This window comes from Brevibacillus sp. NSP2.1 (genome assembly GCF_000470975.2).
GTDB lineage: Bacteria > Bacillota > Bacilli > Brevibacillales > Brevibacillaceae > Brevibacillus > Brevibacillus agri.
Genome location: NZ_CP048274.1, coordinates 5,003,508 through 5,028,574, shown reverse-complemented (window position 1 = coordinate 5,028,574; position 25,067 = coordinate 5,003,508). Strand labels below are relative to the sequence as shown.

Annotated in this window: 21 protein-coding genes; 16 read left to right on the top strand and 5 right to left on the bottom strand. The window is 55.9% G+C overall.

Translation table 11 applies throughout. From position 1 onward, the window contains the following. Positions 1-100: 100 nt before the first annotated feature. Entirely contained in the window at positions 101-1,216 is a 1,116-nt protein-coding gene (locus tag M655_RS24515; protein WP_005836497.1) for a DUF418 domain-containing protein, read from the bottom strand. A gap of 146 nt (positions 1,217-1,362) precedes the next feature. Here M655_RS24515 and M655_RS24510 point away from each other — a divergent pair, with 146 nt between their 5' ends. The 7 genes from M655_RS24510 (at position 1,363) to M655_RS24480 (ending at position 11,557) form a co-directional block, all read left to right on the top strand. Further along, positions 1,363-2,163, top strand: a complete 801-nt coding sequence (locus M655_RS24510) for a VanW family protein (RefSeq protein ID WP_005836495.1) — start codon at positions 1,363-1,365, stop codon at positions 2,161-2,163. Between the two features lie 101 nt (positions 2,164-2,264). Beyond that, positions 2,265-4,610, top strand: coding sequence for a DNA helicase PcrA (gene pcrA / locus M655_RS24505; RefSeq protein WP_005836492.1), 2,346 nt, complete (start codon positions 2,265-2,267; stop codon positions 4,608-4,610). Between the two features lie 33 nt (positions 4,611-4,643). After that, positions 4,644-6,650 carry an NAD-dependent DNA ligase LigA gene (gene ligA / locus M655_RS24500; RefSeq protein ID WP_005836487.1) on the top strand — a complete coding sequence of 669 codons (2,007 nt, stop codon included), beginning with the start codon at positions 4,644-4,646 and terminating at the stop codon, positions 6,648-6,650. A 94-nt stretch (positions 6,651-6,744) separates the two neighbouring features. Next, entirely contained in the window at positions 6,745-7,599 is an 855-nt protein-coding gene (locus M655_RS24495; protein ID WP_005836485.1) for a WD40/YVTN/BNR-like repeat-containing protein, read from the top strand. A gap of 31 nt (positions 7,600-7,630) precedes the next feature. Next, the gene (locus tag M655_RS24490; protein ID WP_005836483.1) at positions 7,631-8,698 is read left to right on the top strand and encodes a CamS family sex pheromone protein; all 1,068 of its coding nucleotides are present in this window, start codon (positions 7,631-7,633) and stop codon (positions 8,696-8,698) included. A 249-nt stretch (positions 8,699-8,947) separates the two neighbouring features. After that, entirely contained in the window at positions 8,948-10,495 is a 1,548-nt protein-coding gene (gene pruA, locus M655_RS24485) for an L-glutamate gamma-semialdehyde dehydrogenase (protein WP_026558486.1), read from the top strand. A 201-nt stretch (positions 10,496-10,696) separates the two neighbouring features. Then, positions 10,697-11,557: an MraY family glycosyltransferase gene (locus M655_RS24480; RefSeq protein WP_237716585.1), complete on the top strand. Its 861-nt coding sequence runs from the start codon at positions 10,697-10,699 to the stop codon at positions 11,555-11,557. Between the two features lie 96 nt (positions 11,558-11,653). On the opposite strand, the gene M655_RS24475 is transcribed toward M655_RS24480, so the two are convergent. Further along, positions 11,654-12,577, bottom strand: a complete 924-nt coding sequence (locus M655_RS24475) for a sensor domain-containing diguanylate cyclase (protein WP_025847320.1) — start codon at positions 12,575-12,577, stop codon at positions 11,654-11,656. 173 nt (positions 12,578-12,750) lie between these two features. Here M655_RS24475 and asd point away from each other — a divergent pair, with 173 nt between their 5' ends. Further along, positions 12,751-13,602 (top strand): archaetidylserine decarboxylase, encoded by an 852-nt coding sequence (gene asd / locus M655_RS24470; protein WP_007778623.1) that lies wholly within the window; start codon positions 12,751-12,753, stop codon positions 13,600-13,602. Between the two features lie 114 nt (positions 13,603-13,716). On the opposite strand, the gene M655_RS24465 is transcribed toward asd, so the two are convergent. Next, a complete protein-coding gene (locus M655_RS24465) occupies positions 13,717-14,010 on the bottom strand; it encodes a hypothetical protein (RefSeq protein ID WP_005836470.1) in 294 nt (97 codons plus the stop codon). Positions 14,011-14,335: 325 nt separating this feature from the next. Here M655_RS24465 and gatC point away from each other — a divergent pair, with 325 nt between their 5' ends. From gatC to gatB, 3 genes are read left to right on the top strand one after another with little or no spacing between them, the layout of a single operon-like run. After that, positions 14,336-14,626: an Asp-tRNA(Asn)/Glu-tRNA(Gln) amidotransferase subunit GatC gene (gene gatC, locus M655_RS24460; RefSeq protein WP_005836468.1), complete on the top strand. Its 291-nt coding sequence runs from the start codon at positions 14,336-14,338 to the stop codon at positions 14,624-14,626. Positions 14,627-14,659: 33 nt separating this feature from the next. Beyond that, positions 14,660-16,132 (top strand): Asp-tRNA(Asn)/Glu-tRNA(Gln) amidotransferase subunit GatA, encoded by a 1,473-nt coding sequence (gene gatA / locus M655_RS24455; protein ID WP_007778616.1) that lies wholly within the window; start codon positions 14,660-14,662, stop codon positions 16,130-16,132. A gap of 5 nt (positions 16,133-16,137) precedes the next feature. After that, on the top strand, positions 16,138-17,574 hold the full coding sequence (gatB, locus tag M655_RS24450; RefSeq protein WP_005832547.1) for an Asp-tRNA(Asn)/Glu-tRNA(Gln) amidotransferase subunit GatB: 1,437 nt from the start codon (positions 16,138-16,140) through the stop codon (positions 17,572-17,574). A gap of 143 nt (positions 17,575-17,717) precedes the next feature. Here gatB and M655_RS24445 read toward each other — a convergent pair whose 3' ends face one another. Continuing rightward, the gene (locus M655_RS24445) at positions 17,718-19,463 is read right to left on the bottom strand and encodes an RNA polymerase sigma factor (protein WP_026558484.1); all 1,746 of its coding nucleotides are present in this window, start codon (positions 19,461-19,463) and stop codon (positions 17,718-17,720) included. A gap of 211 nt (positions 19,464-19,674) precedes the next feature. On the opposite strand from M655_RS24445, the gene M655_RS24440 reads away from it, so the two are divergent. From M655_RS24440 to M655_RS24420, 5 genes are all read left to right on the top strand, one after another. Further along, positions 19,675-20,028 carry a hypothetical protein gene (locus M655_RS24440; RefSeq protein WP_005832542.1) on the top strand — a complete coding sequence of 118 codons (354 nt, stop codon included), beginning with the start codon at positions 19,675-19,677 and terminating at the stop codon, positions 20,026-20,028. A gap of 120 nt (positions 20,029-20,148) precedes the next feature. Next, positions 20,149-20,616: a hypothetical protein gene (locus tag M655_RS24435; protein WP_007778605.1), complete on the top strand. Its 468-nt coding sequence runs from the start codon at positions 20,149-20,151 to the stop codon at positions 20,614-20,616. A 95-nt stretch (positions 20,617-20,711) separates the two neighbouring features. Then, positions 20,712-21,440 carry an ABC transporter ATP-binding protein gene (locus M655_RS24430; RefSeq protein ID WP_025847326.1) on the top strand — a complete coding sequence of 243 codons (729 nt, stop codon included), beginning with the start codon at positions 20,712-20,714 and terminating at the stop codon, positions 21,438-21,440. Then, a complete protein-coding gene (locus tag M655_RS24425) occupies positions 21,440-22,621 on the top strand; it encodes an ABC transporter permease (RefSeq protein ID WP_005832536.1) in 1,182 nt (393 codons plus the stop codon). The genes M655_RS24430 and M655_RS24425 overlap by 1 nt, the downstream gene beginning before the upstream one ends. 60 nt (positions 22,622-22,681) lie before the next feature. Then, on the top strand, positions 22,682-23,614 hold the full coding sequence (locus M655_RS24420; protein WP_374993165.1) for a DMT family transporter: 933 nt from the start codon (positions 22,682-22,684) through the stop codon (positions 23,612-23,614). A 411-nt stretch (positions 23,615-24,025) separates the two neighbouring features. Here M655_RS24420 and M655_RS24415 read toward each other — a convergent pair whose 3' ends face one another. Next, positions 24,026-24,997 carry an ROK family glucokinase gene (locus M655_RS24415; RefSeq protein WP_005832531.1) on the bottom strand — a complete coding sequence of 324 codons (972 nt, stop codon included), beginning with the start codon at positions 24,995-24,997 and terminating at the stop codon, positions 24,026-24,028. Positions 24,998-25,067 lie beyond the last annotated feature (70 nt).

The window sequence follows — 25,067 nt, the reverse complement described above, 5'->3', positions numbered from 1 at the left end:
CAATCCATCAAAAGAACGGATTGCTCATTTTTTCCAAATTCACTTCGAAGAGGAAGGGCCAGAAGGGTCAATACTGTTAAATGCAAGCCCTAGCAAGCTATCAGGCGCGCCCCCGCTCCTTGCTGCCCTTCAAAAGAGGCGTCACCCGCATATACGTGCATACGCGCCACACCCATTCCAGCGGCCCCATGCGAAAGACCGACAGCCACAGCATGCTGCACGCCATTTGCAGCGCGTAAATGCCGAGACAAATGAGCGTGGACTGCCAGTAGCTGAGCGTGCCGTACCAGCCAAACAAATAGCCGCCAGCCAAAATCAGCACCGTCTGTCCCACGTAGTTCGTCAGCGCCATCCGCCCGTAGCTGGTCAGCGGCGCCAGCGCCTTTTGCACGCTGCGGTGCTCCAACAGCCGGATCAGCGTCGTTGTGTAAAACGCCGACATGACAAAGCCTGTCGAGGTCAGGGCGATCGTGTAATACGTAAGCTCCAGCAGTTGTTGCTCCGAGATATCGTCCACGACGATCGTCTGGGCCGACATGAACGGATCGGATGGCAGGAATTGATACTGGGCGTACAAGCCGAGCAGCGTGAGCGCGAAGGCGATTCCTTGCACCTTTTTGATCGCGGGCAGGAAGCGGGGAATGTCCTGAAAAACCCCGAATTGCCCGACGGACAGGCCGAGAATGAACAGCGGCAGCACGAGAAACGGCTTCACGCCTGTGGCGCAAACCAGGATGGAGAGAATAAGACCGATTGCCAGATTTGTTTTAGCGCGCAGGCGGTAAAAAGGCATCAGCATAAAGCCGAAGATGGCGTAAATGAACAACGCTTCTCCCGGATGAAACATTTTGTGCACGAAGCCGAAGGCCAGAAGCGCAATCAATCGGCGAATGAACAGGGCGGTGCTGTTTGCGCCTTTTTCTTTTGCCCGGCTGACAAACAGATGGAAGCCGACGCCAAACAAAAACGAGAAAATCACGAAAAAGCGCGATTCCACGGCAAAGTTGAAAAACTGGAACAGCCAGGCGTCAACGCTGCCGGGAGCAGGTGTCTGCACGGAGAGAAGCGGCAATATGTTGACCAGGACGATGCCGAGCAGGGCGAACCCGCGCACGGTGTCCAATGTGTTGATCCGTTGGTTCCCGATGGGAGCAAAGGCTGACAAGCCGATCACTTCCTTTTTTCCATAGATGAATGTCCAAACAAAAACAGACACCTCTTCATCCTACCGCACAGGGAGGGGCGAGGAAAGAGAATTGGCTTACGACGCCCTTACAAAATCGGAAGGAGCCTTTTTCGCAACTAACGGGCCTGACGCGTCGTCTACATGTTATAAATCAGGAAAAAAGAGGAGGCGCGAGGATGAAGCCGATTGCGCGGGGAAGGTGGAGGCTCGCGGCAGGCATCGTCTATTACCGCGGGAAAAGACGGATTCAGTGGCTGGTGGGACGAACGAGATTCGCCCGCGAGAAAAAAAGCGAGCTGCTTTCGCATGTGCATTTTTCCCACCAGACGATATTGCTGCGGCGGTTGCAAAACGTCGAGATGTGGATGCAGCACAACAAAGTCATCAATTTGCGACTGGCGACAGCTCGCCTGGACAAAGTAATGCTGCGGCCGGGTGAAACCTTTTCCTATTGGAAGCTGATTGGCAAGCCGACAAAAGGAAAAGGCTACGTGGAGGGGATGCTGCTCTCGCACGGGCGCGTCACAGCCGGAATCGGCGGCGGGTTGTGTCAGCTCTCGAATTTGCTGTACTGGATGACGCTGCATACGCCCTTGACGGTCACCGAGCGCCACCGCCACAGCTACGACGTTTTTCCCGACGCCAACCGGACGCAGCCGTTCGGAAGCGGTGCGACCTGTTTTTACAACTACCTCGACTTGCAGATCGAAAACCGGACGAAGCAAACGTTCCAGCTTCACGTCTACCTGACCGACACGCATCTGGTCGGAGAGTGGCGCTCCGACATGCCCCCGACACGAACGTATGAGATTATCGAAAAAGAACACGCCATCACCCCGTCGATCTGGGGCGGCTACGAACGGAGCAATCAGCTTTACCGCAATGTGTATGCGCAGGACGGGACCTGGCTGGAACAGGAGTGGCTGACGGAGAATCGCGCCTATATGATGTACGAGCCGCTTTTGCCAAAAGGATGATCTTTCCTCGCCCGTTTACGAACTGGAACTCAAGTGCGATCTGTGCGAAAATAGGAACATATGCACTCGTCTAGGGAACGTGGAAAGGTGGACTTATACATATGGTTTTAGCAGAACGAATTACAGCAGGCTTGAACCCGCAGCAGCGGGAAGCCGTACTGACTACAGAAGGCCCTGTCCTGATTTTGGCCGGTGCGGGCAGCGGCAAGACCAAAGTGCTGACGCAGCGCATCGCGTACCTCATCAGCGTGAAACAGGTGGCGCCGTGGAGCATTCTCGCCATCACCTTCACCAACAAGGCGGCGCGGGAGATGCAAAACCGCGTGGCGGCGATCATTGGCGGCGCGGCGGCGCAGGATACGTGGCTGTCGACGTTTCACTCCCTGTGTGTGCGAATTTTGCGCAGAGACATTGACCGACTCGGCATCAGCCGCAGCTTTACGATTCTCGACGCGGGCGATCAGTTGTCGGTCGTCAAGCAATGCCTGAAGGAGCTAAACATTGATCCCAAGCAGTATGAGCCGCGCTCGATTTTGGCTGCCATCAGCGGAGCGAAAAACGAACTGACAGACCCGGACACTTTCGCCAGACTTGCCGGAGATCCGTTTGCGCAGGTCGCCGCGAAGGTGTACGAGGCGTACCAGAAAAAGCTGAAAAGCAACCAGTCGTTGGACTTCGACGACTTGATTATGACGACTGTTCGCCTGTTCAAAGAAGTGCCGGAAGTGCTCGAGTTTTACCAGAAAAAATTCCGCTACATTCACGTGGACGAGTATCAGGATACGAACCGGGCCCAGTACCTGTTGATCTCCATGCTCGCGGACAAATACCGCAACGTATGCTGCGTGGGGGACGCCGACCAAAGTATTTACAAATGGCGGGGCGCGGATATTTCCATCATCCTCAACTTTGAAAAAGACTATCCGGAAGCGAAGCTCATCAAGCTGGAGCAAAACTACCGCTCGACAAAAACGATTTTGCAGGCAGCCAACGAGGTGATCGCCAACAACAAGCTGCGCAAGGAAAAGAAGCTGTGGACGGAAAATCCGGGCGGCGACAAAATCATGTGTTTTCAGGGCGACTCCGAGCACGACGAGGCGTACTTCATCGTCGATACGATCCGCAAGCAACTGCCGCAGTACAAGCGCTACGACAAGTTTGCCGTCCTGTACCGGACAAACGCCCAGTCCCGTGTGGTGGAGGATGTGTTCATCAAGTCGAACATTCCGTACACGATCGTCGGCGGAACGAAGTTCTACGACCGCAAAGAGATCAAGGACATCCTGGCTTACCTGCGCCTCATTTCCAACCCGGACGACGACATCAGCCTGCAGCGCATCATCAACGTGCCCAAGCGCAATATCGGGGACACGACGGTTGAAAAGCTGCAAGCGTACGCCAATGCAAACGGCCAGTCGCTGTATCAGGCGATTCAGGAGGCCGCCTACATGGGGCTGCCGTCGCGCACGACGAATGCGATTTTGTCGTTTAACGACCTGATTACCAACCTGATGCAGATGACCGACTACTTGAGCGTGACCGAGTTGGTAGAGGAAGTGCTGAAGCGCTCCGGCTACCGCGAATCGCTCAAAGAGGATAAAACGATCGAAGCGCAGGCCAGACTGGAGAACATCGAGGAGTTTCTGTCTGTGACGCAGGAGTTTGAGCGCAAAAACGAAGACAAGAGCTTGCTCGCGTTTTTGACCGATCTGGCACTGGTCGCGGACATCGACTCGCTCGGAGAAGACGGGGAAAAAGAAGAGGTAGCGGAAAATGGGCAGGTTGTCCTGATGACGCTGCACAGCGCCAAAGGTTTGGAGTTTCCTGTCGTGTTCCTCGTCGGCCTGGAGGAAGGCGTGTTCCCGCACAGCCGTTCGTTGTTTGACGATGCCGAGATGGAGGAGGAGCGCCGCCTCGCGTATGTAGGCATTACCCGGGCAGAGGAGCGGCTGTACATGACGTGCGCACGGATGCGGACGCTGTTCGGCCGGACGAATGTGAGCGTGCCATCGCGCTTTTTGCAGGAAATCCCGCCAGAGCTGTTGGAAGGAAACCCTGCTGCTGCGGAGCGGAGCTTTGGCGGCAGTCGCGGCGGAGCATTCGGCCAGCGCGATCCGGGGGCGAGAGCGTTTGGCTCCACGACTTCGCAAGCAGGCGGCGGTGGCTTCGGCGCGACAAAGCCGGGCATGGCGCAGCGCTTTGCCGGAGGCTCTCAGGCAACGTTTTCCCGCCCAGGCATGCAGGCTGGCGACAAGCTACCCGGACACGGCCAGGGAGCCGGAGTGGATTGGAAAGTCGGGGACAGGGTGCAGCATGGCAAGTGGGGCACAGGCACTGTCGTCAAGGTCAAAGGCACGGGAGACGACATGGAGCTTGATATCGCGTTTCCAAGCCCGACAGGCATCAAGAAGCTGCTCGCGAAATTCGCACCGATACAGCGGACATAAGCAGAACTATCGCTAAAGTAAAGGATGAACGAGATGGATCGATTGACGGCGGAAACAAAAATCAAGGAATTGGCGAAACGAATTGAGCGGCATAATCGTCTTTACTACGAAGAAGATCGGCCTGAGATTACCGACCAGGAATACGATCAATTGATGCGGGAGCTTATCGAGCTGGAAACCCAGTTTCCAGAGCTGGCTTCCCCGGATTCTCCTACTCAGCGCGTTGGGGGGGAACCTTTGCCATTCTTTGAAAAGGTCGTGCACAAGACGCCGATGCTCAGCCTTGGCAACGCCTTTGGCGAAGCGGACATCAGAGATTTTGACCGCCGCGTCCGCCAGGCAGTGGGCAGCCAGGCCGTGCGTTACGTGGCAGAGCTGAAAATCGACGGGCTGGCCGTTTCCCTTCACTACGAAAACGGGGTGTTTGTCCGCGGAGCGACGCGCGGGGACGGAACGATCGGCGAGGATATTACGCAAAACCTGAAAACCATCCGCTCGATTCCGCTCAGGTTGACCAGGCCGCTGACATTGGAAGTGCGCGGCGAGGCATACATGCCAAAGGCTGCCTTTGAAAAGCTGAACCGGGAGCGGGAAGAACGCGGGGAACCGTTGTTTGCCAATCCGCGCAACTCGGCGGCAGGCTCGCTGCGCCAGCTCGATCCGAAAATTGCCGCCTCCCGTCAGCTCGACATCTTCATCTACGGCATCGGCGAGCTGCACGGCGAGACTGTCGAGTCCCACAGCGAGGGGCTGGACCTGCTCGAATCGCTCGGGTTCAAGGTGAATAAGGAGCGCCGCGTCTTCGAGGACGTCGGGGAACTGCTCGCTTTTATCGAAAGCTGGACGCAAAAACGCCCGAGCCTGCCTTACGAAATCGACGGCATGGTCATCAAGGTAGACAGCTACGCGCAGCAGGAAGAGCTGGGCTATACAGCCAAAAGCCCGCGCTGGGCCATCGCCTACAAGTTTCCTGCGGAGGAAGCGATCACGATTCTCGAAGGCATTGAGGTGTCGGTAGGACGAACCGGGAGCGTGACGCCAACGGCCCTCTTGAAGCCGGTCAGCCTGGCGGGCACGACGGTCAAGCGCGCTTCCTTGCACAACGAAGACATTATCCGGGAAAAAGGCTTGCTGATTGGCGACCACGTCGTCGTGAAAAAAGCGGGCGACATCATTCCCGAGATCATTGCGGTACTGCCGGAGCGCCGCACCGGGAACGAGACGCCGTTTGCCATGCCGACGCATTGTCCGGAGTGCGGCAGCGAGCTGGTGCGGCTGGAGGAAGAAGTCGCCCTGCGCTGCATCAATCCGATGTGTCCGGCGCTGATTCGCGAAGGCATGATTCACTTTGTGTCCCGCACAGCGATGAACATCGACGGACTGGGTGAAAAAGTGGTGGCGCAACTGTACCGCGACGGCATCATTCACAGCGTGGCAGACCTGTACTACCTGCACCAGCAGCGCGATGTGTTGCTCGGCATGGAGCGCATGGGCGAGAAGTCTGTAGACAACCTGCTGGCAGCGATTGAAGCGAGCAAGGAAAACTCGCTGGAGCGCGTGCTGTTCGGCCTTGGCATTCGCCTGGTCGGAGCCAAGGCAGCGCGTGTGCTGGCGGAGCATTTTGGCCATATGGACGCGATCATGCAAGCTTCCGAGGAAGAGCTGACGCAAATTAACGAGATCGGGCCGAAAATGGCAGCGAGTCTCATCAACTACTTCGCCCAGCCGCAGGCACAGGCCGTCATCGAGCGGCTGAAGGCGGCCGGTGTGAACATGGAGTACAAAGGCGTTCGCGTCGAAGCGGGGGCAGATTTGCCGTTTTCCGGCAAGACGATTGTACTCACGGGGACGCTGACGCAAATGTCCCGCCAGGAGGCAGAGGAAGCGATTGTCCGCCTGGGCGGCAAGGTGACGAGCAGCGTCAGCAAAAAGACCGATCTGGTCATTGCGGGAGAAAAAGCCGGCTCCAAGCTGGAAAAGGCCGAAAAACTGGGCGTAGCTGTCATGGACGAAGCCGGATTTTTGGAGATTCTCAAATAACAGCGCCGAAAGAGAAAACAGCGGCGACAGACGGATGAGCAAGGGAAGGGACGTGAAGAGCATGGGTAGCTTTAAGCGATGGGGAATAGGAGCAATGGCAGTGCTGCTCTTGGGCGGTTGCAGCGATGGCGGCGACGTACAGGAGAAGCCAGCTCCCTCTTCGGTTATGGCGGCTGCTCTGCAAGGTGACTTGACCTATCAGGACGTTTTGGAAAAGGGAGAGACGATTCATACGCTGGCGATGACGCCGGATGCTGCACATGTATGGGTGGGCACGCATGCGGGACTGTACAGCTCCACTGGCGGAGGCTTGTGGGGGCTGTTGTCGACGCAGTTGGAGCAGTTTGACACCGTCGGCTGGTTTGTGGACCCGGAAGATACCGCACACATTTATGTCGGTGGAAGCGAAGGGGTGCGACGCTCTGCGGACGGCGGGAAAAACTGGACCCCGGCGAGCAACGGATTGCCTGAGCCTGCTCAGATTCGCAGCTTTGCAGGTACGCGCCAGGGGGAAAAGGTTCGCTTGTTCGCCTTCGTGTCGGGCGAAGGCATCTACCAGTCGACAGACAAGGGAGGGTCGTGGACTCTCTGGCAGCCGATGGACCAGGAAGTATATGCCATGGATTTTGACCCGAACGAGAACCGTCTCTATGTAGCGGCACAATTCAGCTTGCTCTATAATGAAGAGGGGCAGTGGAAGACAGAGGAGATTCCGGAAGCAGAACAAATCTATTCTCTCTCCGTCAACAGGCGTACTGGCGTTCTCGCTGTCGCAACTGAAAAAGGCGTCTATGAAAAAATTGAGGGAGAGTGGCGTTTGCTCGATGCGCGCTCACCGGAAAAGCTGATCGTCATCGCCTCGGGCGACGGCGATACAAAATGGGTGGGAATCGGCGAATCGGCGCTGATCTACAAGCTCAGCGACAATCGCTGGACCAAATGGAATTAGTCCCATTTTTTCAAGACAAAAGGAGTAGCGTATGAAAGCGAAGTTTTTGACAGGATGCAGGTACGCAGCCGCGATTGTGCTCGCGATTGCAACCGCTGGCTGCTCGTTGCTGCCAGGGGGCAAGGATCAAGCGCCCGAGCCTACCGCGCCATCCTTGTCTGAAGTAGTGGAAGTGTCCGAGGATTACTACGGCAGCATCACGCCGTACAAGCCGAATTTGACGCGCGGCATGCTCAGCAGCACGAGATACCGGATTGATTTCAGCCACCTGGAGCTGGGCTTGATGGAGTTTGCCCGCGATACGTTCCCGACCTCCGAGTATTATTTCCAGGAAGGTCAAGTGGTGAAAAAAGAACAGGTAGCCCAATGGATTGCCCAGGAAAAGGCGAGCGGAACGAACGGGCAGCAGAAAAACGGCATTCTGGTGCACGTACTGGAGCATGACTACCTGAACAAAAAAGACAAACAGCTCGCCGGGATGGTGCTGGGCTTGTCTGTTTCGCCGAACTATCAGGATGCAACGGGCAAGGAAATGGTCTACACCCGGCAGGAGCTGCAAGCAAAAGGCCAGCAACTTGCCGCCACCATCGTTTCGACGTTGCGGGTGAGCACGCCGAACGTGCCGATGCTGATTTTGCTGTATCAGGTCCCAGAGGCAAATTCTTCGCTCGTGCCGGGCCATTTCATCATGTCCGGCACAGTGGCGGCCAACGATTCGGCCGTTTCGAAGTGGCAGCCGATCGACGAGGAGTTTTTCCTCTTCCCGAGCGCGGACGTCGAGAAAAAATACGCCCAGCAGTCGTTGCAGTACGACAAGCTGATGCGGCAAGCGCAGGCTTACTTCGGGGAGTACGTCGGCATGACAGGCGTGGGACGCTTTATGGATGGCAGGCTGACCGAGCTGACGATCACGGCAACAGCGGAGTACGACTCGCGGACAGAGGTTCTGCAGTTTACCCAGTATGCCGCCGGAAGCATCAACCAACTGTTCGACAAAAGTGTTCACGTCAACCTGTACGTCCAGTCGATGAACAAACCGCTGGCGATTTATATTCGCCCGACATCCGGCGAACCGTACATGCATCTTTATCGTCAATAAACGGACAGAAGCCCGATTTGCACCAGCCAAGGTGTGAATCGGGCTTTTTGTGCAGTGAATGAACAAAAGTGTATATCATTGAGCAGTTTATAAACATAAGTGTCAGATTTCGTTTTTTGAACTTGGCTGTTGTTTTTCGCGAAAAATGCAAACACTATCGTGGTCGAGCAACTCAGTATTAGTTGGTATGATCCTTGCATATATTTTATGAGTGATCTCAGGAAGAAATCGATAAGGAGGCGTCACCGAATGCAAGTTGAATTCAAAAACGAGGCGTTTACCAATTTTAGCCTGCCGGAAAATAAAAAGGCATTTGAAGAAGCACTCGCCAAAGTAGAAAGCGAGCTTGGCCGCGAGTACCCTCTCATCATTGGTGGAGAGCGCATTACAACCGAGAAAAAATCCCGCTCCATCAACCCTTCCAACAAAGAACAAGTAGTGGGCGTCGTTTCCCAAGCAGACCAGGCGCTGGCTGAAAAAGCAATCCAGACAGCAGCGAGCACTTTCGAAACATGGAAAAAGGTACCTGCACAGGCGCGCTCCCGTTATCTCTATAAAGCAGCAGCGATTCTGCGCCGCCGCAAGCATGAATTTTCCGCTTGGCTCGTAAAAGAAGCAGGAAAAAGCTGGCCAGAAGCGGACGCTGACACAGCAGAAGCAATCGACTTCATGGAATACTACGGCCGTCAAATGGATAAGCTGTCCCAGCGCCATGACCTGCCGCGCATTCCGGATGAAGACAACGAGCTGTACTACATCCCGCTCGGCGTAGGCGTAGTAATCCCGCCATGGAACTTCCCTCTGGCAATCATGGTCGGTATGACAACAGCAGCTCTCGTAGCGGGTAACACCGTTGTGCTGAAGCCTGCTTCCACTACACCAGTAATCGCAGCGAAATTCATGGAAATTCTCGAAGACGCTGGCGTACCAGCAGGCGTAGTAAACTTCGTGCCAGGTTCCGGCAGCGAAATCGGCGACTTCCTCGTAGAACATACGCTGACTCGCTTCATCAGCTTCACAGGCTCCCGTGACGTAGGTCTGCGCATCAACGAGCTGGCTGCGAAACATCGCCCAGGCCAAAAATGGATGAAGCGCCTGGTAGCAGAAATGGGCGGGAAAGACTCCATCGTGGTTGACAGCGATTGCGACATCGAGTTGGCTGCACAATCCATCGTTGCTTCCGCATTCGGCTTCTCCGGTCAAAAATGTTCCGCTTGCTCCCGTGCGATCGTTCACCAAGACGTGTACGATCAAGTGCTGGACCGCGTAGTCGAGCTGACCAACCAACTGACTGTAGGCGACGTAAGATCCAACGAGTTCTACACAGGTCCGGTTGTCGATGAAAAAGCTTACAACAAAATCCTCGAATACATCGAGATCGGTAAAACAGAAGGCAAACTGGTTGCAGGTGGCGAAAAAGGCCCAGAAACCGGCTACTTCATCAAGCCAACCGTATTTGCTGACGTAGATCCGCAAGCTCGCATCATGCAGGAAGAAATCTTTGGTCCAGTCGTAGCGTTCTGCAAAGCCAACGATTTTGACCATGCACTGGAAATCGCAAACAACACTGAGTACGGCTTGACTGGCGCTGTTATCAGCCGCAACCGTGCACACCTGGAGCGCGCTCGCGAAGAGTTCCACGTGGGCAACCTGTACTTCAACCGCAAGTGCACAGGCGCACTGGTTGGCGTGCATCCGTTCGGCGGCTTCAACATGTCCGGTACGGACTCCAAAGCGGGCGGACCAGACTACCTGCTCCTGTTCACTCAAGCAAAAATGGTTTCCGAAAAAATGTAAGAAAACGCACGACAAAGCTGCCTCCAAACGGGGGCGGCTTTTTTGCGCTCCTTTTGTCCACACTAATGGGTAAGAAAATGATGTGCGGGCAGGTGAGGGTAGCTGTTTACTTACATTGCTTCAGGACTCTCGACGTTTTTTCTCGTCTACTTGCTGATGCCGTTAGCGTACCGTCTGGCCTGGAAAACGAAGCTGCTGGACATGCCCAGAGGAAGAAAAGGACACAGCAGACCGATGCCTTTGTCCGGCGGGCTGGCGATGTTTGTCGGGCTGCTGTTGGTGACAACTTTTTTTGCAGGGGCGCAAAAAACGGTGGCAGTTTTGGCAGTCGGCGGTTTGCTGCTGGTGGCGATCGGCTGGGTGGACGACACCTTCAAAGCCCGGCAAAAAGATTTTCCGGCATTCCCAAAGCTGCTGGTGCAACTGGCGGTGGCCGTTCTCGCTTTTCTTTTGGATATCCGGTTTCGCGGCATCAGCTTGACGTGGCTCGGGGCGGAGGAAGGCGCGTACGTATCGTTTCCGTTGCTCGTTTCGTTGCTGGCGACGGTGCTGTGGATTGTCGGACTTATCAACATGGTGAATTTTTTGGATGGAGTGGACGGGCTGGCGGCTGGGGCGACATCGTTTTCCGCGATCACCTTGTTTTTTCTGTCCATGGCCCGGGGCCAGGAGGTGACCGCTCTGCTTGCGGTGGCGCTGGCAGGTGCTGCGCTTGCGTTTTTGCGCTTTAATTTTTATCCCGCAAAAATTTTCATGGGGGATGCCGGGTCGATGTTTCTGGGGTTTGCGCTCGGGGTAATCTCGTTAGAGGGCACAATGAAAGGGGCGACGCTCATTTCGTTGGTCGTGACGGTGCTGGCGCTGGGCTTGCCCGTCGTGGACACGATACAGGTGATGATTAGTCGGCTGTTGGCCGGATCACCCATGTACCAGGCAGATCGCAGGCACGTTCACCATCGGCTGATGTCGTTCGGGCTGTCGGCCAAGCAGACAGTCGTCGTCCTGTACTTGGTGAGCTTGCTGTTTTCCGTCCTGTCTGTGTTCCTGTTTTTATACGGGTGAGATCGTTATTGCCTTAACGTGGTGAAGCCATTGACAAAAGAGCGGCCGCCAAATGAGTTGGCGCAGCCGAAATCTATCCATAGAACGGCGAACGGCTCAGTTTTGAGCGGGATCGAAGAAAAAGAACTGGTTGCGTCCCGTCGCTTTCGCTTTGTACAGAGCCTTGTCCGCATTGCTCAACAACTGGTCCGCCTCGCTTGCGGAAACAGGGTAAAGCGCGATGCCGATGCTGGACGTAAATGAAAAAGTCTGGCCCTGAAAGCTCCACGGTTGCTGCAGCGAATGCAAAATCCGGGTCGCGACTTTTTCCGCCTGACGCTCGTTCTGGATGCCAGTGAGAATGACGACGAACTCGTCTCCCCCCAGACGCGCGACCGTATCCTGTTCGCGGACACAAGCCTGGAGGCGCTGGGCGAGCATTTGCAAAAAAACGTCGCCGGCGTCATGGCCCCAAGTATCGTTTATTTGCTTGAAATGGTCGCAATCGAGATAGAGGGCCGCGACCATTTCGCCGGACGCTTTAGCCTTTTCCAAAGCTTGCTGGAGATTGGCGTAAAGCAGGCGTCTGTTCGGCAAGCCTGTGAGCACATCGTGGTAGGCCATGTATTCGAGCTGCCTTTCCAGCTTTTTGCGCTCGGTAATGTCCCGGGTCACGGAAAAAACATGGGTGCAAACCCCTTCACAGTTGAAGACGGGAGAGAGGATCGACTCTCCGATCATGTTGCCGTTTGTCGTGAAGTGAGTGGGGCTTGCGTCTTCCACCGTCTGTCTGTACATGCTGTTGAGCAGGTCTGCTTTTTCCGACGGATACACTTCCTCAATCAGCTTTCCGTAAGTGTCCTCAGTAAGACCTGCTCCTTTCATAGCGGCGGGATTCATCAGGACATACCGGAACTGGTAGGCCCCGTCGGCGTTTTTTTCCACAGCCATAAGGAAAAACATGTCCGACATGTGATGAAATAAGCTGGTCAAGATGTCGCCGTGCTGACTGATGAGAGTTGTGATATCAAGCTTCGCCATATCTGTAGTCTCCTGATTGTAGGCTTGTCCCATTATTATAGTATAGCAAGTCCGGGCAAGAAAATGATGAGACGTTGGTAATAGTGCAGGGTTTACTGGCTGTAAGTGGAGGTGGTAAAGTAAGGGTATTCGCTACTTGCTGTCTAATCGAAAACGATTAAGGAGTTCCACTTATGCGCAAAAAGCTGCTGCCAGGTCTGATTCATCGACTGCCGCAAAACGCAATGTCACGGACCATGGGCAAAATTACCGCTTCTCGCTTCAGTCGATTAGCGATCCAACACTACATCCGTCACTATAAAATTGATGCCTCCATCATAGAAAAGCCGGTAACGGAATACCGGACGCTCAAGGAATTTTTTACGCGCCGTCTGAAGCCGGGAGCAAGGCCGATCGCTCCCGGCAACGACGTTATCGTCAGCCCGGTAGACGGGACCGTCTCCCAGCTCGGCGACATATGCGAGGGCACGCTGATTCAGGCAAAAGGCAAGGAGTTCAGCGTGACAGAGCTGCTGGGCGGTTCCGAGGAAGAAGCAAAGCGCTACTACGGCGGAAAGTTCATCACGATCTACTTGAGCCCGCGCGACTATCACCGCATCCATATGCCGGTGGCAGGCGAGTTGGTGCGCTACAGCTATTTGCCGGGCCGTCTCTATCCGGTGAACCGGCTCGGGATTGAAAATGTGGACAGACTGTTTGCCCGCAACGAACGGCTCGTCACCTACATCGAGTCGGATGGCCTGGGCGAGATCGCACTGGTAAAAGTCGGCGCCCTGTTCGTCGGCAGCGTCAAAGTCGTGTACAATACCGCCACGACCAATATCAAGCACGGCCGGCAAACAGACGAGCCGATCGAAGGCACGCCGCACTACGCAAAGGGCGACGAGCTCGGCTGGTTCGAGTTCGGCTCGACCGTCATCCTGCTCCTGGAATCTTCGCAGCTAACATGGGCGGCAGGCGTGGAAAAAGGGAAGTCGCTGCTCATGGGGCAGTTGCTGGCGACGTTGCAAAAGGAACAAGCATAGCGGCTTGTTGCCTGAAAAATAGAATCCGAATGAAAATGGAGTCCGCTTTTGGAGAAAAGGGACTCCTTTTTGCTATAAAAAGATGTTTCGCTGGTTGCAGACAAAAAGCTGATTTTAACACTGGGACCGCGTCCCGCCTACTGTCTCGCCTGTATAGGCATCTATGATATGTGTCCCGCTCTCGCAGTTGGTTTCGCGAATGTAACGGATATAATACTGCCCGTTTGCGTATGTGACAGAGGTGATTTTTACCGGGCCAAGAGCGGGGTTTTTGCTCAAAATGGCGGTCAGTACTTGCGTGGCTTCCTCCGGGGTAAGCATTTGCTGCCGGGGGACTGAAAGTAGCAGGTTGGACATGGGAAGCGCATGATGCGTAGAAAGGATGGCAGCCAGCAGCAGCACGATCATTGAGTTCAAGGGCATCCTCCTTATTTTTAGAAATATCCATTTTTTAGGTGCTTGTCTTTCATTATACGCTTCACGCGGTACCGTTCCAAGTCAAGACATTGCCAGGACGATGCCCGGCTCCGAGACATGCCAGGCCGCATGCCAGAGCTGGAGCGATCGGATTCGCTCTTGTTTTCGAAACAGCTTCGCCTCTCAAATCATCCAGCCAATCATTTTTACTCGAAAAAATTTTGTTTCTATACTGCCGAATCCGCGCGAAAATTGACTGAACCTGCTGTTTTCAAGTAAGATCAAAGTTATGTGATACGATTCGGAGGTGGAAGAGATGAGTGCCATCACTCGCAAAGAAGTAGAGCATGTAGCCAATCTGGCCCGTTTGCAACTGACGGAGGACGAGGCTTTGCAATACACAAAGGACCTGAACGCCATTCTGGAGTTTGCCGCGAAGCTGAACGAGCTCGATACGTCCAACATTGAGCCGACCAGCCACGCGACCGATGTGAAAAACGTGATGCGCGAAGACGTGAACAGACCGTCGCTGCCGCGCGAAGAAGTGCTGAAAAACGCACCGGATCACGAAGACGGGCAATTCAAGGTACCGGCTGTATTCGAATAATCTGTCAGGAGAACGAGAAAGGAGGAACCCACTGTGTCGCTGTTTGACAAGCGATTGTCGGAAATACATAGCGCCTTGCGCGCAAAAGAGCTTTCGGTCACAGACCTGGTGCAGGCTTCCATCGCAAGCATCAAGGAGCACGATGAAAAAATCAAGTCCGTCCTGCACGTGGATGAGGAGGGAGCGCTCGCCCATGCTCGCCAGTTGGACGAGCGTCTGGTTAAGGAGAACGGGGAGCTTGGCCTTCTCTTCGGTCTGCCGGCGGGGCTCAAGGACAACCTGATTACAAAAGACGTACGGACGACCTGCGCCAGCAAATTTTTGGCGAACTACGATCCTGTCCATGACGGAACTGCTTCGAAAAAGGTGAAGGAAGCGGACGCCGTGATCGTGGCGAAGCTGAACATGGACGAGTTCGCCATGGGCGGCTCCAATGAAAACTCCGGTTTCTTCCCGGCCAAAAACCCGTGGAACACCGATTACGTGCCAGGCGGCTCGTCCGGCGGTTCTGCCGCAGCGATGGCTGCCCGTCACTTCTATTTCACGCTCGGCTCGGATACGGGCGGCTCCATTCGCCAGCCTGCCGCTTTTTGCGGTGTCGTCGGTCTGAAGCCTACGTACGGCCGCGTGTCCCGCTTCGGTCTGGTGGCTTTCGCTTCTTCTCTCGACCAGATCGGACCTGTGACCAAGAGCGTAGAAGACGCAGCATACGTGCTGCAAGCGATTGCCGGACATGACGAGTTCGACTCCACCTCTGCCAATGTGGAAGTGCCGGATTACCTCTCCGCGCTCACTGGCGATGTCAAAGGTCTGCGCATTGGAGTGCCAAAAGAGCTGATCGGCGAAGGCATTGATGCCGAGGTGCGCGAGGCTGTGCTCGCCGCCTTGAAGCAGCTTGAGAGCATGGGCGCAACTTGGAGCGAGGTCTCCATGCCGCATACCGAATATGCGGTTCCCGCCTACTACCTGCTGTCTTCCTCGGAAGCATCGTCCAACCTGGCCCGCTTCGACGGCGTGCGCTACGGCGTGCGCGCAGACAATGCGTCCAACTTGATCGAGCTGTACAAGGAATCGCGCAGCCAAGGCTTCGGACCGGAAGTGAAACGCCGGATCATGCTCGGAACCTATGCGCTTTCGTCCGGCTACTACGACGCCTACTACAAAAAAGCGCAGCAGGTGCGCACGCTGATTATCCAGGACTTCAACAACATTTTCGCCGACTTCGATGTCATTTTGCATCCGACTACGCCGTCGACCGCGTTCAAGATCGGCGAAAACGTCAACGATCCGGTCAAAATGTATCTGGAAGATATTTGCACCGTGCCTGTCAACCTGGCAGGGCTGCCAGCGATCAGCGTACCGTGCGGCTTCGCCCAAAACGGTTTGCCGATCGGCTTGCAGATCGTCGGGCGCGCGTTTGACGAATCCACCGTATTGCGCGTAGCACATGCCTACGAGCAGGCAACAGGCTACAGCAAGCGCAAGCCGGAATGGGTGAGGGGGTAAGAGGCATGAGCAAGTACGAAACCGTCATCGGCCTGGAGGTCCACGCCGAGCTTTCGACCAAGAGCAAAATTTTCTGCGGCTGCCCGACTGAGTTCGGCGCGCCACCGAATACACATACATGCCCGATTTGTCTGGGACATCCGGGCGTGCTTCCCGTAACGAACAAGCAAGCGGTAGAGTTTGCGATGAAAGCAGCGCTCGCGCTCAACTGCGAGATTTCCCGCGAGACGAAATTCGACCGCAAAAACTACTTTTACCCGGATTCGCCAAAAGCGTACCAAATCTCCCAGTACGACCAGCCGATCGGCTACAACGGCTGGATCGACATTGAGGTCAACGGGGAGACGAAGCGCATCGGGATCACCCGCCTCCACCTGGAGGAAGACGCGGGCAAGCTGACGCACAGCGACTTCGGTGGAGAATCGCTCGTAGACTTCAACCGCGTGGGCGTACCGCTCATCGAGATCGTGTCCGAGCCGGACATCCGCTCGCCGGAAGAAGCACGCGCCTATCTGGAAAAGCTGAAAGCGATCATCCAGTACACCGAAGTATCCGACGTGCGCATGGAGCAAGGCTCGCTGCGCTGCGATGCCAACGTGTCGATTCGTCCATATGGGCAAAAAGAGTTCGGCACCAAGACCGAGCTGAAAAATATGAACTCTTTCCGCAACGTGCAAATGGGGCTGGAATACGAAGTTCAGCGCCAGACAGAGGTGTTGAACTCCGGCGGTACGATCGTGCAGGAAACCCGCCGCTGGGATGAGGCGAACAAAAAGACGGTCAGCATGCGCTCCAAAGAAGAGGCGCACGACTATCGGTACTTCCCGGACCCTGACCTGGTGCGTATGCAAATCTCCGAAGAGTGGATTGAAGCGGTCCGCGCCACGATTCCGGAGCTGCCGGATGCCCGCAAGGCTCGCTACGTCAACGAGTTCGGCCTGTCGCAAGCGGATGCGGAGGTCATCACCATTTCCAAGGAAACGGCGGATTTCTTCGACGAAACCGTCAAGACAGGCGCAGATGCGAAAGCAGTCGCCAACTGGCTGATGGTAGACCTGCTCGCCCATCTGAACGCCAACAACCTGACGTTTGCCGATGTGAAAATGACGCCGCAGGGCTTGGGTGACATGATTAAGCTGATCGCAGACGGCACGATCTCCTCGAAAATCGCCAAAACCGTCTTCAAGGAGATGGTGGAGACCGGAAAAGATCCGAAGAAGATCGTCGAGGAAAAAGGACTGGTGCAAATCAGCGACGAGGGCGCCCTGCGCCAAATCGTCATCGACGCCGTCAATGCCAACCCGCAGGCAGTAGCGGACTACAAGGCCGGAAACGAAAAAGCAGCCGCTTTCTTCGTCGGCCAGGTCATGAAGCAAACCAAAGGCAAAGCAAACCCGCCGTTGGTGAACAAGCTGATTCAGGAAGTATTGAGCAGCCTGTAAGGCACAACAACAAGCAGCACTTTCCGACCAGGGAAAGTGCTGTTTCTTTTGGCAAGAGAGAGGCACAAAGCAGAAGAGGGGGACATGGCGAGGAACGGCATTGGCAGCAAGTGCCAATGGCTTTGAAGCGGTTTGACGCGCATCTAGTTGGCGGCGAGAGCAGTTTGCAGTTTTTTCAGCAAGGAGACAGCCTGAATTTCGTTTTGCTCGATGGCCTGCAAAAGCTGTACAGCTTTTTTGCCTGGCTCGTCTGCATTTGGTTCGCCGCCAGCCGGGAAAGGAAACAGTCTGGTCAGCTTGCCGAAGTCGTCCGCGATAGCGGCGTAAAGCGCGGCTGCTTCCTTGAGCAGCGGGCGCGCTTCATCCAGTGAAGGGTCAGTCCACGTGTCGGCGATTTCCGTAAAGAACCGGTAGGCGTTGCAGCGGGCGTCGTGTGCGACCGCTGTGGTGTAGGCGTTTCCGTTTGGCTCGATGGTTCCTTTGGCAAAAGCCGCCTGCCAGGCAGGATAGGCAGCCAGGCCGTAGATGAAGTTGGCGTTTTGCCCTTCCTGGCCGCGGTAATGCGCCAGGGCTGAATCCAGAGCGTTAGCCAGCATCGTGCGCTGGTCGATGGGGAGCGTCTCTTCGATGGCGAGCACAAACAGCTCTGCCACCAGTCCGCGCCCCAGATGCTCATACGGCACCGTGCCGTCGTTACCGCAGTTGTCTCCGGCGTGCAGCAGCTTGGCTTCATCCTCGTAACCGTAGATCAGGCCAAATTCAGGCATGAACAAGTCCCAGGCGAGCACCGGATTTCCTTTGTCAACCGCGTGGTGAATCAGCTCCAGTGCCTGAGGCAGCAAGGCAGGAAGCTGCCGCTTTTCGCGCGCGGCAAGGCTGAGCAGCGCGGGATCGACCTGGTTCGCATTCGGGCCAGGCGTGCCGTCCAACTGCTCCTGGCAGACGGAACGAGGCTTGAAGCCCATGTTCCGCAAGCCTTGCTCCAGAACGGGCTGGAAGTAAAACATGGTTGGCCCCGCAATATGAATGCTCTCTGGAACGATCGTCAGGCGGAAGGCGTGCCCGCTCAAACCGAGAACCAGCGGCAGGGACAGCTTTCGTTCCGTACACTCGACTAATCCGTGCAACGCTGCCCCGCATGTAATCCATGTTTTCAGCTTCATGGCTTCCGGCTTTTTCAAAACGACTTTTTTCATAATTCCCGCATCCTTTCGCATTTGCACATAGTGGTCAACAACGAGGCGAATTTTTTCCTGCACGAGCTTTTTGCGTGAGCGAGACAGCACCTGGTACACATTTGCCTGGGTCATCTCGAACATGCGCGCAATCTCGTGAGGGGCCAGATGGTCAAAAAAGTGAGATTCGACGATCCGCCGTTCGCGCGGGCTGAGGCAGTGCAGCAAGCTTTTGATCGTCGTAAACAGCTCGCGGCGCATCAAGACCTCCTCGGGGTTGCCGTTGCTCTCGGCTGCGGTCGACCAGCTACCCCCAAGCCTGTGCAAAATGCTGTCGAGATCCTCCCAGTCGGTCGGCTCTGCCTCACCCGTTTGCCTGGTTAGCCCGGAAAAGACCTGCTCCCGTGCTTGCGGTCCCTTTTTCAGACGCGTGTACGCCTGATTGCGCACAATCCGGTGCAGCCAGGGCAGGAAGCGGCGGCTGTCGACCAGCGTACCCAGGTGGAGGAAGGCGCGAATGAGCGCGTCCTGGACGATGTCTTCCGCGAGATAGGCTTCCTGGGTGTACGAACGGGCGTAGCCGTACACTTTGGAGCGGTGGCGTCTGACCAGCTCGCCAAACGCCTCCTGATCTCCGGCTTTTGCCCGTTCTACCAAAGTCTCGTCCTGCTCCTCTTCTCTTTGACTGGCAGGCTTGATAACCAAATGATCCATTGCCAAAACTCCTCGTTGTTAGTTAACTTACTGCATAGACTACCGGGCGCAGGATTTTCTGACAGATGCGTAAAAACTTTTTGTAAAAAATTTATTTGCAAGCGGCGGACATAGACTCCGGCCTGATTTGCTGCGGGTTGGCCGGATTTGTAAGAAATTCCACTCTACCCTATAATGAACATACACGAACAAAAAGGGGGAAGGAAAGTACATGAAGCTGATTTCTGTCACAGGAGAGAGTGTAGCGCCGGGCAAGGGCGGCTCGCCATCCGATACATTTGACCGTTCGATTGCGACGTGGGAAGACAATGGGCAGCAAAAAACGGTGACCGTGACCTACTGTCGCTACTTCGGCAAAGTGCTGGCCGAGCGGGGCATCTACGACCAGGAGGCGGAAGGGATTCCGGTCACGCATCTGGTCGCTCCGCTGTTTGAAGAAAAGTACCCCGGGCAAAAAGAAACGCGTCACTACATTAACGATACGGAAAGCTTTGTGGCCCTGTTTGAAGGCTTTTCCCTGCCCAAATGGAAGGAACGCTACGCGAGTGCCCTGACCTCGGCATGAGGAGAGCGCAGCTATAGCGCCCGTGTGTAAAAGTCAAAAGATTCTGAGCCAGCATCAGACACATAGCTCAAACTTTGCGGAGGGCATGCTAAGGACAACCATTTACTGGAGATGATTAGCATGCTTTCTGTATGGATGACGCTTCTGCTCATGGCTTCCGCCAGCCCGGCAGGCTCGCTTGGCGCAGCATCGCCGCAGGCCACTGTGATCGCTTTGCCTGCGGCGGTTCAGGAGTTCGACGCTTTTTTGCAAGATTGGAGGGGCGGGCTTGCGCTTGCTTCGCTGCGCCATCCGCTGTTTGATCTGACAAGGGTATCCGGCGGTGTCAGCGGAGCTGTGAATACGATCGTGTTTTCCGGGGAGGCGCACGGTGCCGCAGGGGAAATCTCGCTCGTGTTTTATTCGCTGGACGGAGACAGGATATACTCTCCGCCGGGCACAGTGACTGTCGCGCGCGTCGATGACAGGCACAGGCAGTTCCACGTGGCGGCGGCGATACCGCGAGTGCTGCAAGGCCGCACAGGGGTTGTACAGGTGACGTTTTCCGGGGAGAAAAGAGCTTCCTATTTGCTAAAAGTCCGATTTTGACGGCGGGACGCCAGGCGTCAACTGCTGTGGGGCGGCTGGCCGTGGACCAAGTGCTGGCCGTTCGGTTCGAAGGGAGAAGGAGAGGAGGGCTGCTGTTGATTGAGGTAAAAGAAGTCAGCAAACAGTTCGGGACGATCACAGCGGTCCGCGATTTGACGTTTCGCGTGGAAGAGGGCGAGGTGTACGGCCTGTTGGGCGAAAACGGCGCCGGGAAGACGACGACGATGCGCATGATGGCGACGATTCTCGCGCCGACTGCGGGAGACATCGAGATCAGCGGATTTTCGGTGCGGCACGAGCCTTTGGAGGTGCGGCGCAGAATCGGCATCCTGTTTGGCGGGGAAGTCGGCTTGTACAGTCGGCTGACAGCCAGGGAAAACATCGCCTACTTCGGTAGCCTCTATGGCTTGCCGCCGTCGCGGGTGCAGGAGCGGATCGACAGCCTGAGCCGCATTTTGGAGATGGAGCCGTTTATCGACAGGCGCGTCGGCGCTTTTTCCCGGGGAATGAAGCAAAAAGTGGCAATCGCCCGCACGCTTGTCCACGATCCTGACGTCATTTTGCTGGATGAGCCGACGACAGGGCTCGACGTGACGGCTGCTACCATTTTTCGCCGGATGGTGACAAGGCTGCAGGAGGAAGGCAAGACGATCCTGTTTTCCAGCCACAACATGGGCGAAATCAACAAGCTGTGCAAGCGGGTGGCCCTGATCCACAAAGGCCGGCTGCGCTTTTCCGGGGGATTGGACGCCTTGCGCAAGCAGTTTGGGACTGACGATCTGGACGACATCTTCATGGCGGTTGTGGAAGGGGGCGAGCACTGATGGACTGGCAAATCATCTGGACCGTTTTCAAAAAGGAGCTGCTCGACCTGTTTCGCGACCGGAAGGCGTGGCTGGGGACGTTTCTCGTGCCCTTGGTGATTATTCCGTTTGTGTTTTTTTTATTGGGCAACTCCTACAGCAACGTGGAAAAGGAAGCGCGGGAATACGTGCCGCTGGCTGTTCACGGCTCCTCCAAGCTGATTAAGTCCCTGCAAGAAAACCAAGGGGTCAAAATTCTTCAGCCGCCTGATCCCGAGCAAGCGCTGCAGGCGGGGCAACTGCGCGCGATCATTACGATCCCGGAATCGTTTGACGAGCAGATTCAGGCGGGGAAAACGGCCACACTGCACGTCGCTTTTGACTCGACCAATTCCAAGTCAGTCTACGCCCGCGATCTGATCGAGCGGACCGTAGAGGCGTACAGCAAGGAGATTGTGGCGAAGCGGCTCAAGCAGGCAGGCTTGTCCGAGCAGACGATTCAGCCGATCGCGCCTGACTTTCAAAACGTAGCGTCGGAAGAAAGGCAGTCGGGCGGGATGCTCGCAGGCATCATTCCGCTCATGCTCGTCGTGTCGCTCGCCTCTGGAGGAATCGCCTCCGCCAACGACCTCGTCGCGGGGGAAAAAGAGCGAGGGACGCTGGAGTCGCTTCTGACGGCGCCGATTGCCGCCAACCACATTCTGACGGCGAAGCTTTTGGCGGTCATGGTGATGAGTATCATGAGTGCGGGAGCCTCGCTCATCTCGGTATCGCTGGTGATGAGCATGGGGCCGTTTGGAGGGGCAGGCGACCATTTTTCGCTCGCGTTTTTCTCGCCTGTTACCTTGCTCGTGCTGATCGTCGTCATCCTGCTCATGGCGGCGACGTTTGCCGGACTGGAGCTGATGCTCAGCACGATTGCAAAGTCTTTTAAAGAAGGACAGACGTACATGAGCGGAGTCATTTTCCTGGCGATGGTGCCGTCGTACATGCTGATGCCGCAAAGCCCGGTGGACATCGCGGAGCATTACTACGCGCTGCCCGTGTTCAATGGCGTGGCGCTGTGCAAGGAAGTGTTTTACGGCAAGGTCGACCCGCTGCATGCGCTGGTCGGCATCGGTTCTTCGCTGGTGTACGTGGCGATCACGATTTTTTTCGCCTCGCGACTGTTCCGCAGAGAAGGGGCTGGATTGAAAAACTGATCGGGAGGGAGTAAATCCAGGCTGTCTGTTGCCCATGTCGCTGCCATTGTGAGAAGGCTGGTGAATGTCGTGAATCCGCTGTACATCGGTGTGCTGTACGTGCTTGCTTCGGCTGCGGGCTTTGGCGTCATGTCCATTTTTGCCGTGTATGCCTATGGAGCAGGCGTTTCGGTATCTACGCTCTTGTTTTTGCGCTTTTTGTTTGCTGCTGTGCTGTTTTTCGGCCTCTTGGCCTGGCGCAAGGAGTCGCTGCGGCTCAATCGTCGCCAGGTGCTCGCCCTGTTTTTTCTGGGCGGCATTTTGTACACGCTGCAATCGCTCAGCTTTTTTTCCGCAGTTCAGTACATTCCGACCTCGATGGCGGCGTTGCTGCTGTACACGTTTCCCGTGTTTGTGGCGGTCCTGAGCTATTTTGTGGAAAAAGAGCCGCTGACGAAAAAGACCGTTTTCGCCATGCTGCTGTCTTTGCTGGGCCTGGGGCTGGTGCTTGGGCTGTCGTTTGGCGGCATTCAGCCGCTCGGAGTCGTGTTGGCGCTCGCGGCAGCGCTGTTTTACTCGGTGTACATCATCGTGGGCAACCGGGTCGTAAAAGGTTTGTCCCCGTATGTGACGTCGGGTTACATCTCGTTGTTTGCAGCCGCGTCGACCTTTTTGATCGCGCAAAAAGAAGGAGGCGTCGACCTGGCCTTTGCTCTGGCGGGCTGGTGGGCCTTGGGCGGGATCGTCGTTTTTTCTACAGTCATGGCGATCAGCTTTTTCTTCCGCGGCCTGCAGTTGACCGGCTCGACCAAAGCTTCCGTACTGAGTACGTTCGAGCCAGTCGTGACGATCGTGTTCTCGGCCCTGCTGTTTGGCGAAGCGTTCAGCCTGCTCCAACTGCTCGGCGGCTGCGCGGTGCTGGCGGGCGCGGCCCTGATCGTCACAGGCAAGGAGCCGAAGCCTGGTCGGGCGGAGGAAGGGGAAGCGTCTGCGGCGCGGGTGATTGAATCGTAGAGGAAAAGCGCTTCTGTGTGGCGGTAGTGGCGGTGCTGGCAGGAGCGGAGTTGATCGTCGCGGGCAAGGAACCGAAGCCAGATCGGGCGGAGGAAGGGAAGCGTATGTGGCGCGGGTGATTGAATCGTAGAGAAAAAGCGCTTCTGTGCGGCGGCATTGAGGCTGCTGGCAGGAGCGCTTTTTTGTATCGTTTATCGTATCGGAAAAGAACTGGGCCGTAGCTTATGGATTTCTTAGCGTGAGCGAATGAAAAAGCAGAAGTTCCGTTGCCCTTGCCGTCGGCAGCAAGCTTTTTGCAAGCAAACAGCCTGCCAAAACGCGCTCATTTTGCCGTTCCTGTCTCGGTAAATGTGTTTCTCCGCTTGTTTGGAGAAGCCCTCAAATCGCGAGGCGGCAACAGAAAACTGACGGCTACTCTTCCATCTGCGAGCGGATCAGCCAGCCCGCTCCGTACACGCCTGCGTCGTTGCCCAGTGTGGCAGCCACAATCTTGGTTGTTTCCACGACGTAAGCGAACGGAACAAACCGCGCAAACGCATCGCGAATGCGGGAAAAGAGGAAGTCGCCTGCCGCCGCCACGCCGCCCCCGATAACAAATTTGGCCGGATTCAAAACAATCGCCAGATGCGAGAGGGCAAGGCCCAGGTAGAGCGCCACCTGGTCGGCGATGGCAAGAGCAGCGACGTCGCCTGCTACGGCTGCTTCGAACACGTCCTTTGCCCCGAGCTTGCCTTTTTCGGCCAGCACGGAAGCGAGGTACGGGCTCGTTCCGTTTTCGGCAGCGAGGTGCCCTTCGCGGATAATGGCGGTGGCGGAGGTGTACGTTTCCAGACAGCCTGTTTTGCCGCAATTGCAGAGAGCGCCGCTGTCTGGCGTCATGGTGATGTGCCCGATTTCGCCGCCGACTCCGTTCATGCCGTGAACGACTTTTCCGTTCAGGATGACGCCGCCGCCGACTCCTGTGCCAATCGTAATCAGCACGAGGTCTTGTGCGCCTTGGCCTGCGCCCTGCCACATTTCGCCCAGTGCCGCCGCATTGGCGTCGTTGTCGACTGCGACTGGCCGCCCTGTAAGTGCTTCCAGCTTTTGCTTCAATAAGACAGGCTTGGTCCAGTGCAGGTTGACGGCTTGCATGACGATTCCGTTTTGGGCATCAATAGGTCCGGGGATTCCTACGCCGATTCCGCTCACTTGCTCCGGCGCATAGCCGTGTTTGTGCAGAAGAACGCGGGTCATCTCCGCGATTTTTCGCAGTACGCCATCTTCTCCATCTGCGACAGGTGTCGGCTCGTGCGTTTTCGCTACCAGCTCACCATCCGGGGTAATCAACGCTATTTTGATTGCCGTTCCGCCCACGTCAACACCAACGATGATTTTGTTCACAACTGTCCCCTCGCTCTCCTTTTTGCCATCTTTTTCTATATTATCACGCTGTTACCCGCATAGCGATTCC

Excerpts from the sequence above, each read along its gene's own strand:
- M655_RS24510 (WP_005836495.1), top strand. The coding sequence starts at position 1,363 with ATGAAGCCGATTGCGCGGGGAAGGTGGAGGCTCGCGGCAGGCATCGTC.
- pcrA (WP_005836492.1), top strand. The coding sequence starts at position 2,265 with ATGGTTTTAGCAGAACGAATTACAGCAGGCTTGAACCCGCAGCAGCGG.
- ligA (WP_005836487.1), top strand. The coding sequence starts at position 4,644 with ATGGATCGATTGACGGCGGAAACAAAAATCAAGGAATTGGCGAAACGA.
- M655_RS24495 (WP_005836485.1), top strand. The coding sequence starts at position 6,745 with ATGGCAGTGCTGCTCTTGGGCGGTTGCAGCGATGGCGGCGACGTACAG.
- M655_RS24490 (WP_005836483.1), top strand. The coding sequence starts at position 7,631 with ATGAAAGCGAAGTTTTTGACAGGATGCAGGTACGCAGCCGCGATTGTG.
- pruA (WP_026558486.1), top strand. The coding sequence starts at position 8,948 with ATGCAAGTTGAATTCAAAAACGAGGCGTTTACCAATTTTAGCCTGCCG.
- M655_RS24480 (WP_237716585.1), top strand. The coding sequence starts at position 10,697 with ATGCCCAGAGGAAGAAAAGGACACAGCAGACCGATGCCTTTGTCCGGC.
- M655_RS24475 (WP_025847320.1), bottom strand. The coding sequence starts at position 12,577 with ATGGCGAAGCTTGATATCACAACTCTCATCAGTCAGCACGGCGACATC.
- asd (WP_007778623.1), top strand. The coding sequence starts at position 12,751 with ATGCGCAAAAAGCTGCTGCCAGGTCTGATTCATCGACTGCCGCAAAAC.
- M655_RS24465 (WP_005836470.1), bottom strand. The coding sequence starts at position 14,010 with ATGATCGTGCTGCTGCTGGCTGCCATCCTTTCTACGCATCATGCGCTT.
- gatC (WP_005836468.1), top strand. The coding sequence starts at position 14,336 with ATGAGTGCCATCACTCGCAAAGAAGTAGAGCATGTAGCCAATCTGGCC.
- gatB (WP_005832547.1), top strand. The coding sequence starts at position 16,138 with ATGAGCAAGTACGAAACCGTCATCGGCCTGGAGGTCCACGCCGAGCTT.
- M655_RS24445 (WP_026558484.1), bottom strand. The coding sequence starts at position 19,463 with ATGGATCATTTGGTTATCAAGCCTGCCAGTCAAAGAGAAGAGGAGCAG.
- M655_RS24440 (WP_005832542.1), top strand. The coding sequence starts at position 19,675 with ATGAAGCTGATTTCTGTCACAGGAGAGAGTGTAGCGCCGGGCAAGGGC.
- M655_RS24435 (WP_007778605.1), top strand. The coding sequence starts at position 20,149 with ATGCTTTCTGTATGGATGACGCTTCTGCTCATGGCTTCCGCCAGCCCG.
- M655_RS24425 (WP_005832536.1), top strand. The coding sequence starts at position 21,440 with ATGGACTGGCAAATCATCTGGACCGTTTTCAAAAAGGAGCTGCTCGAC.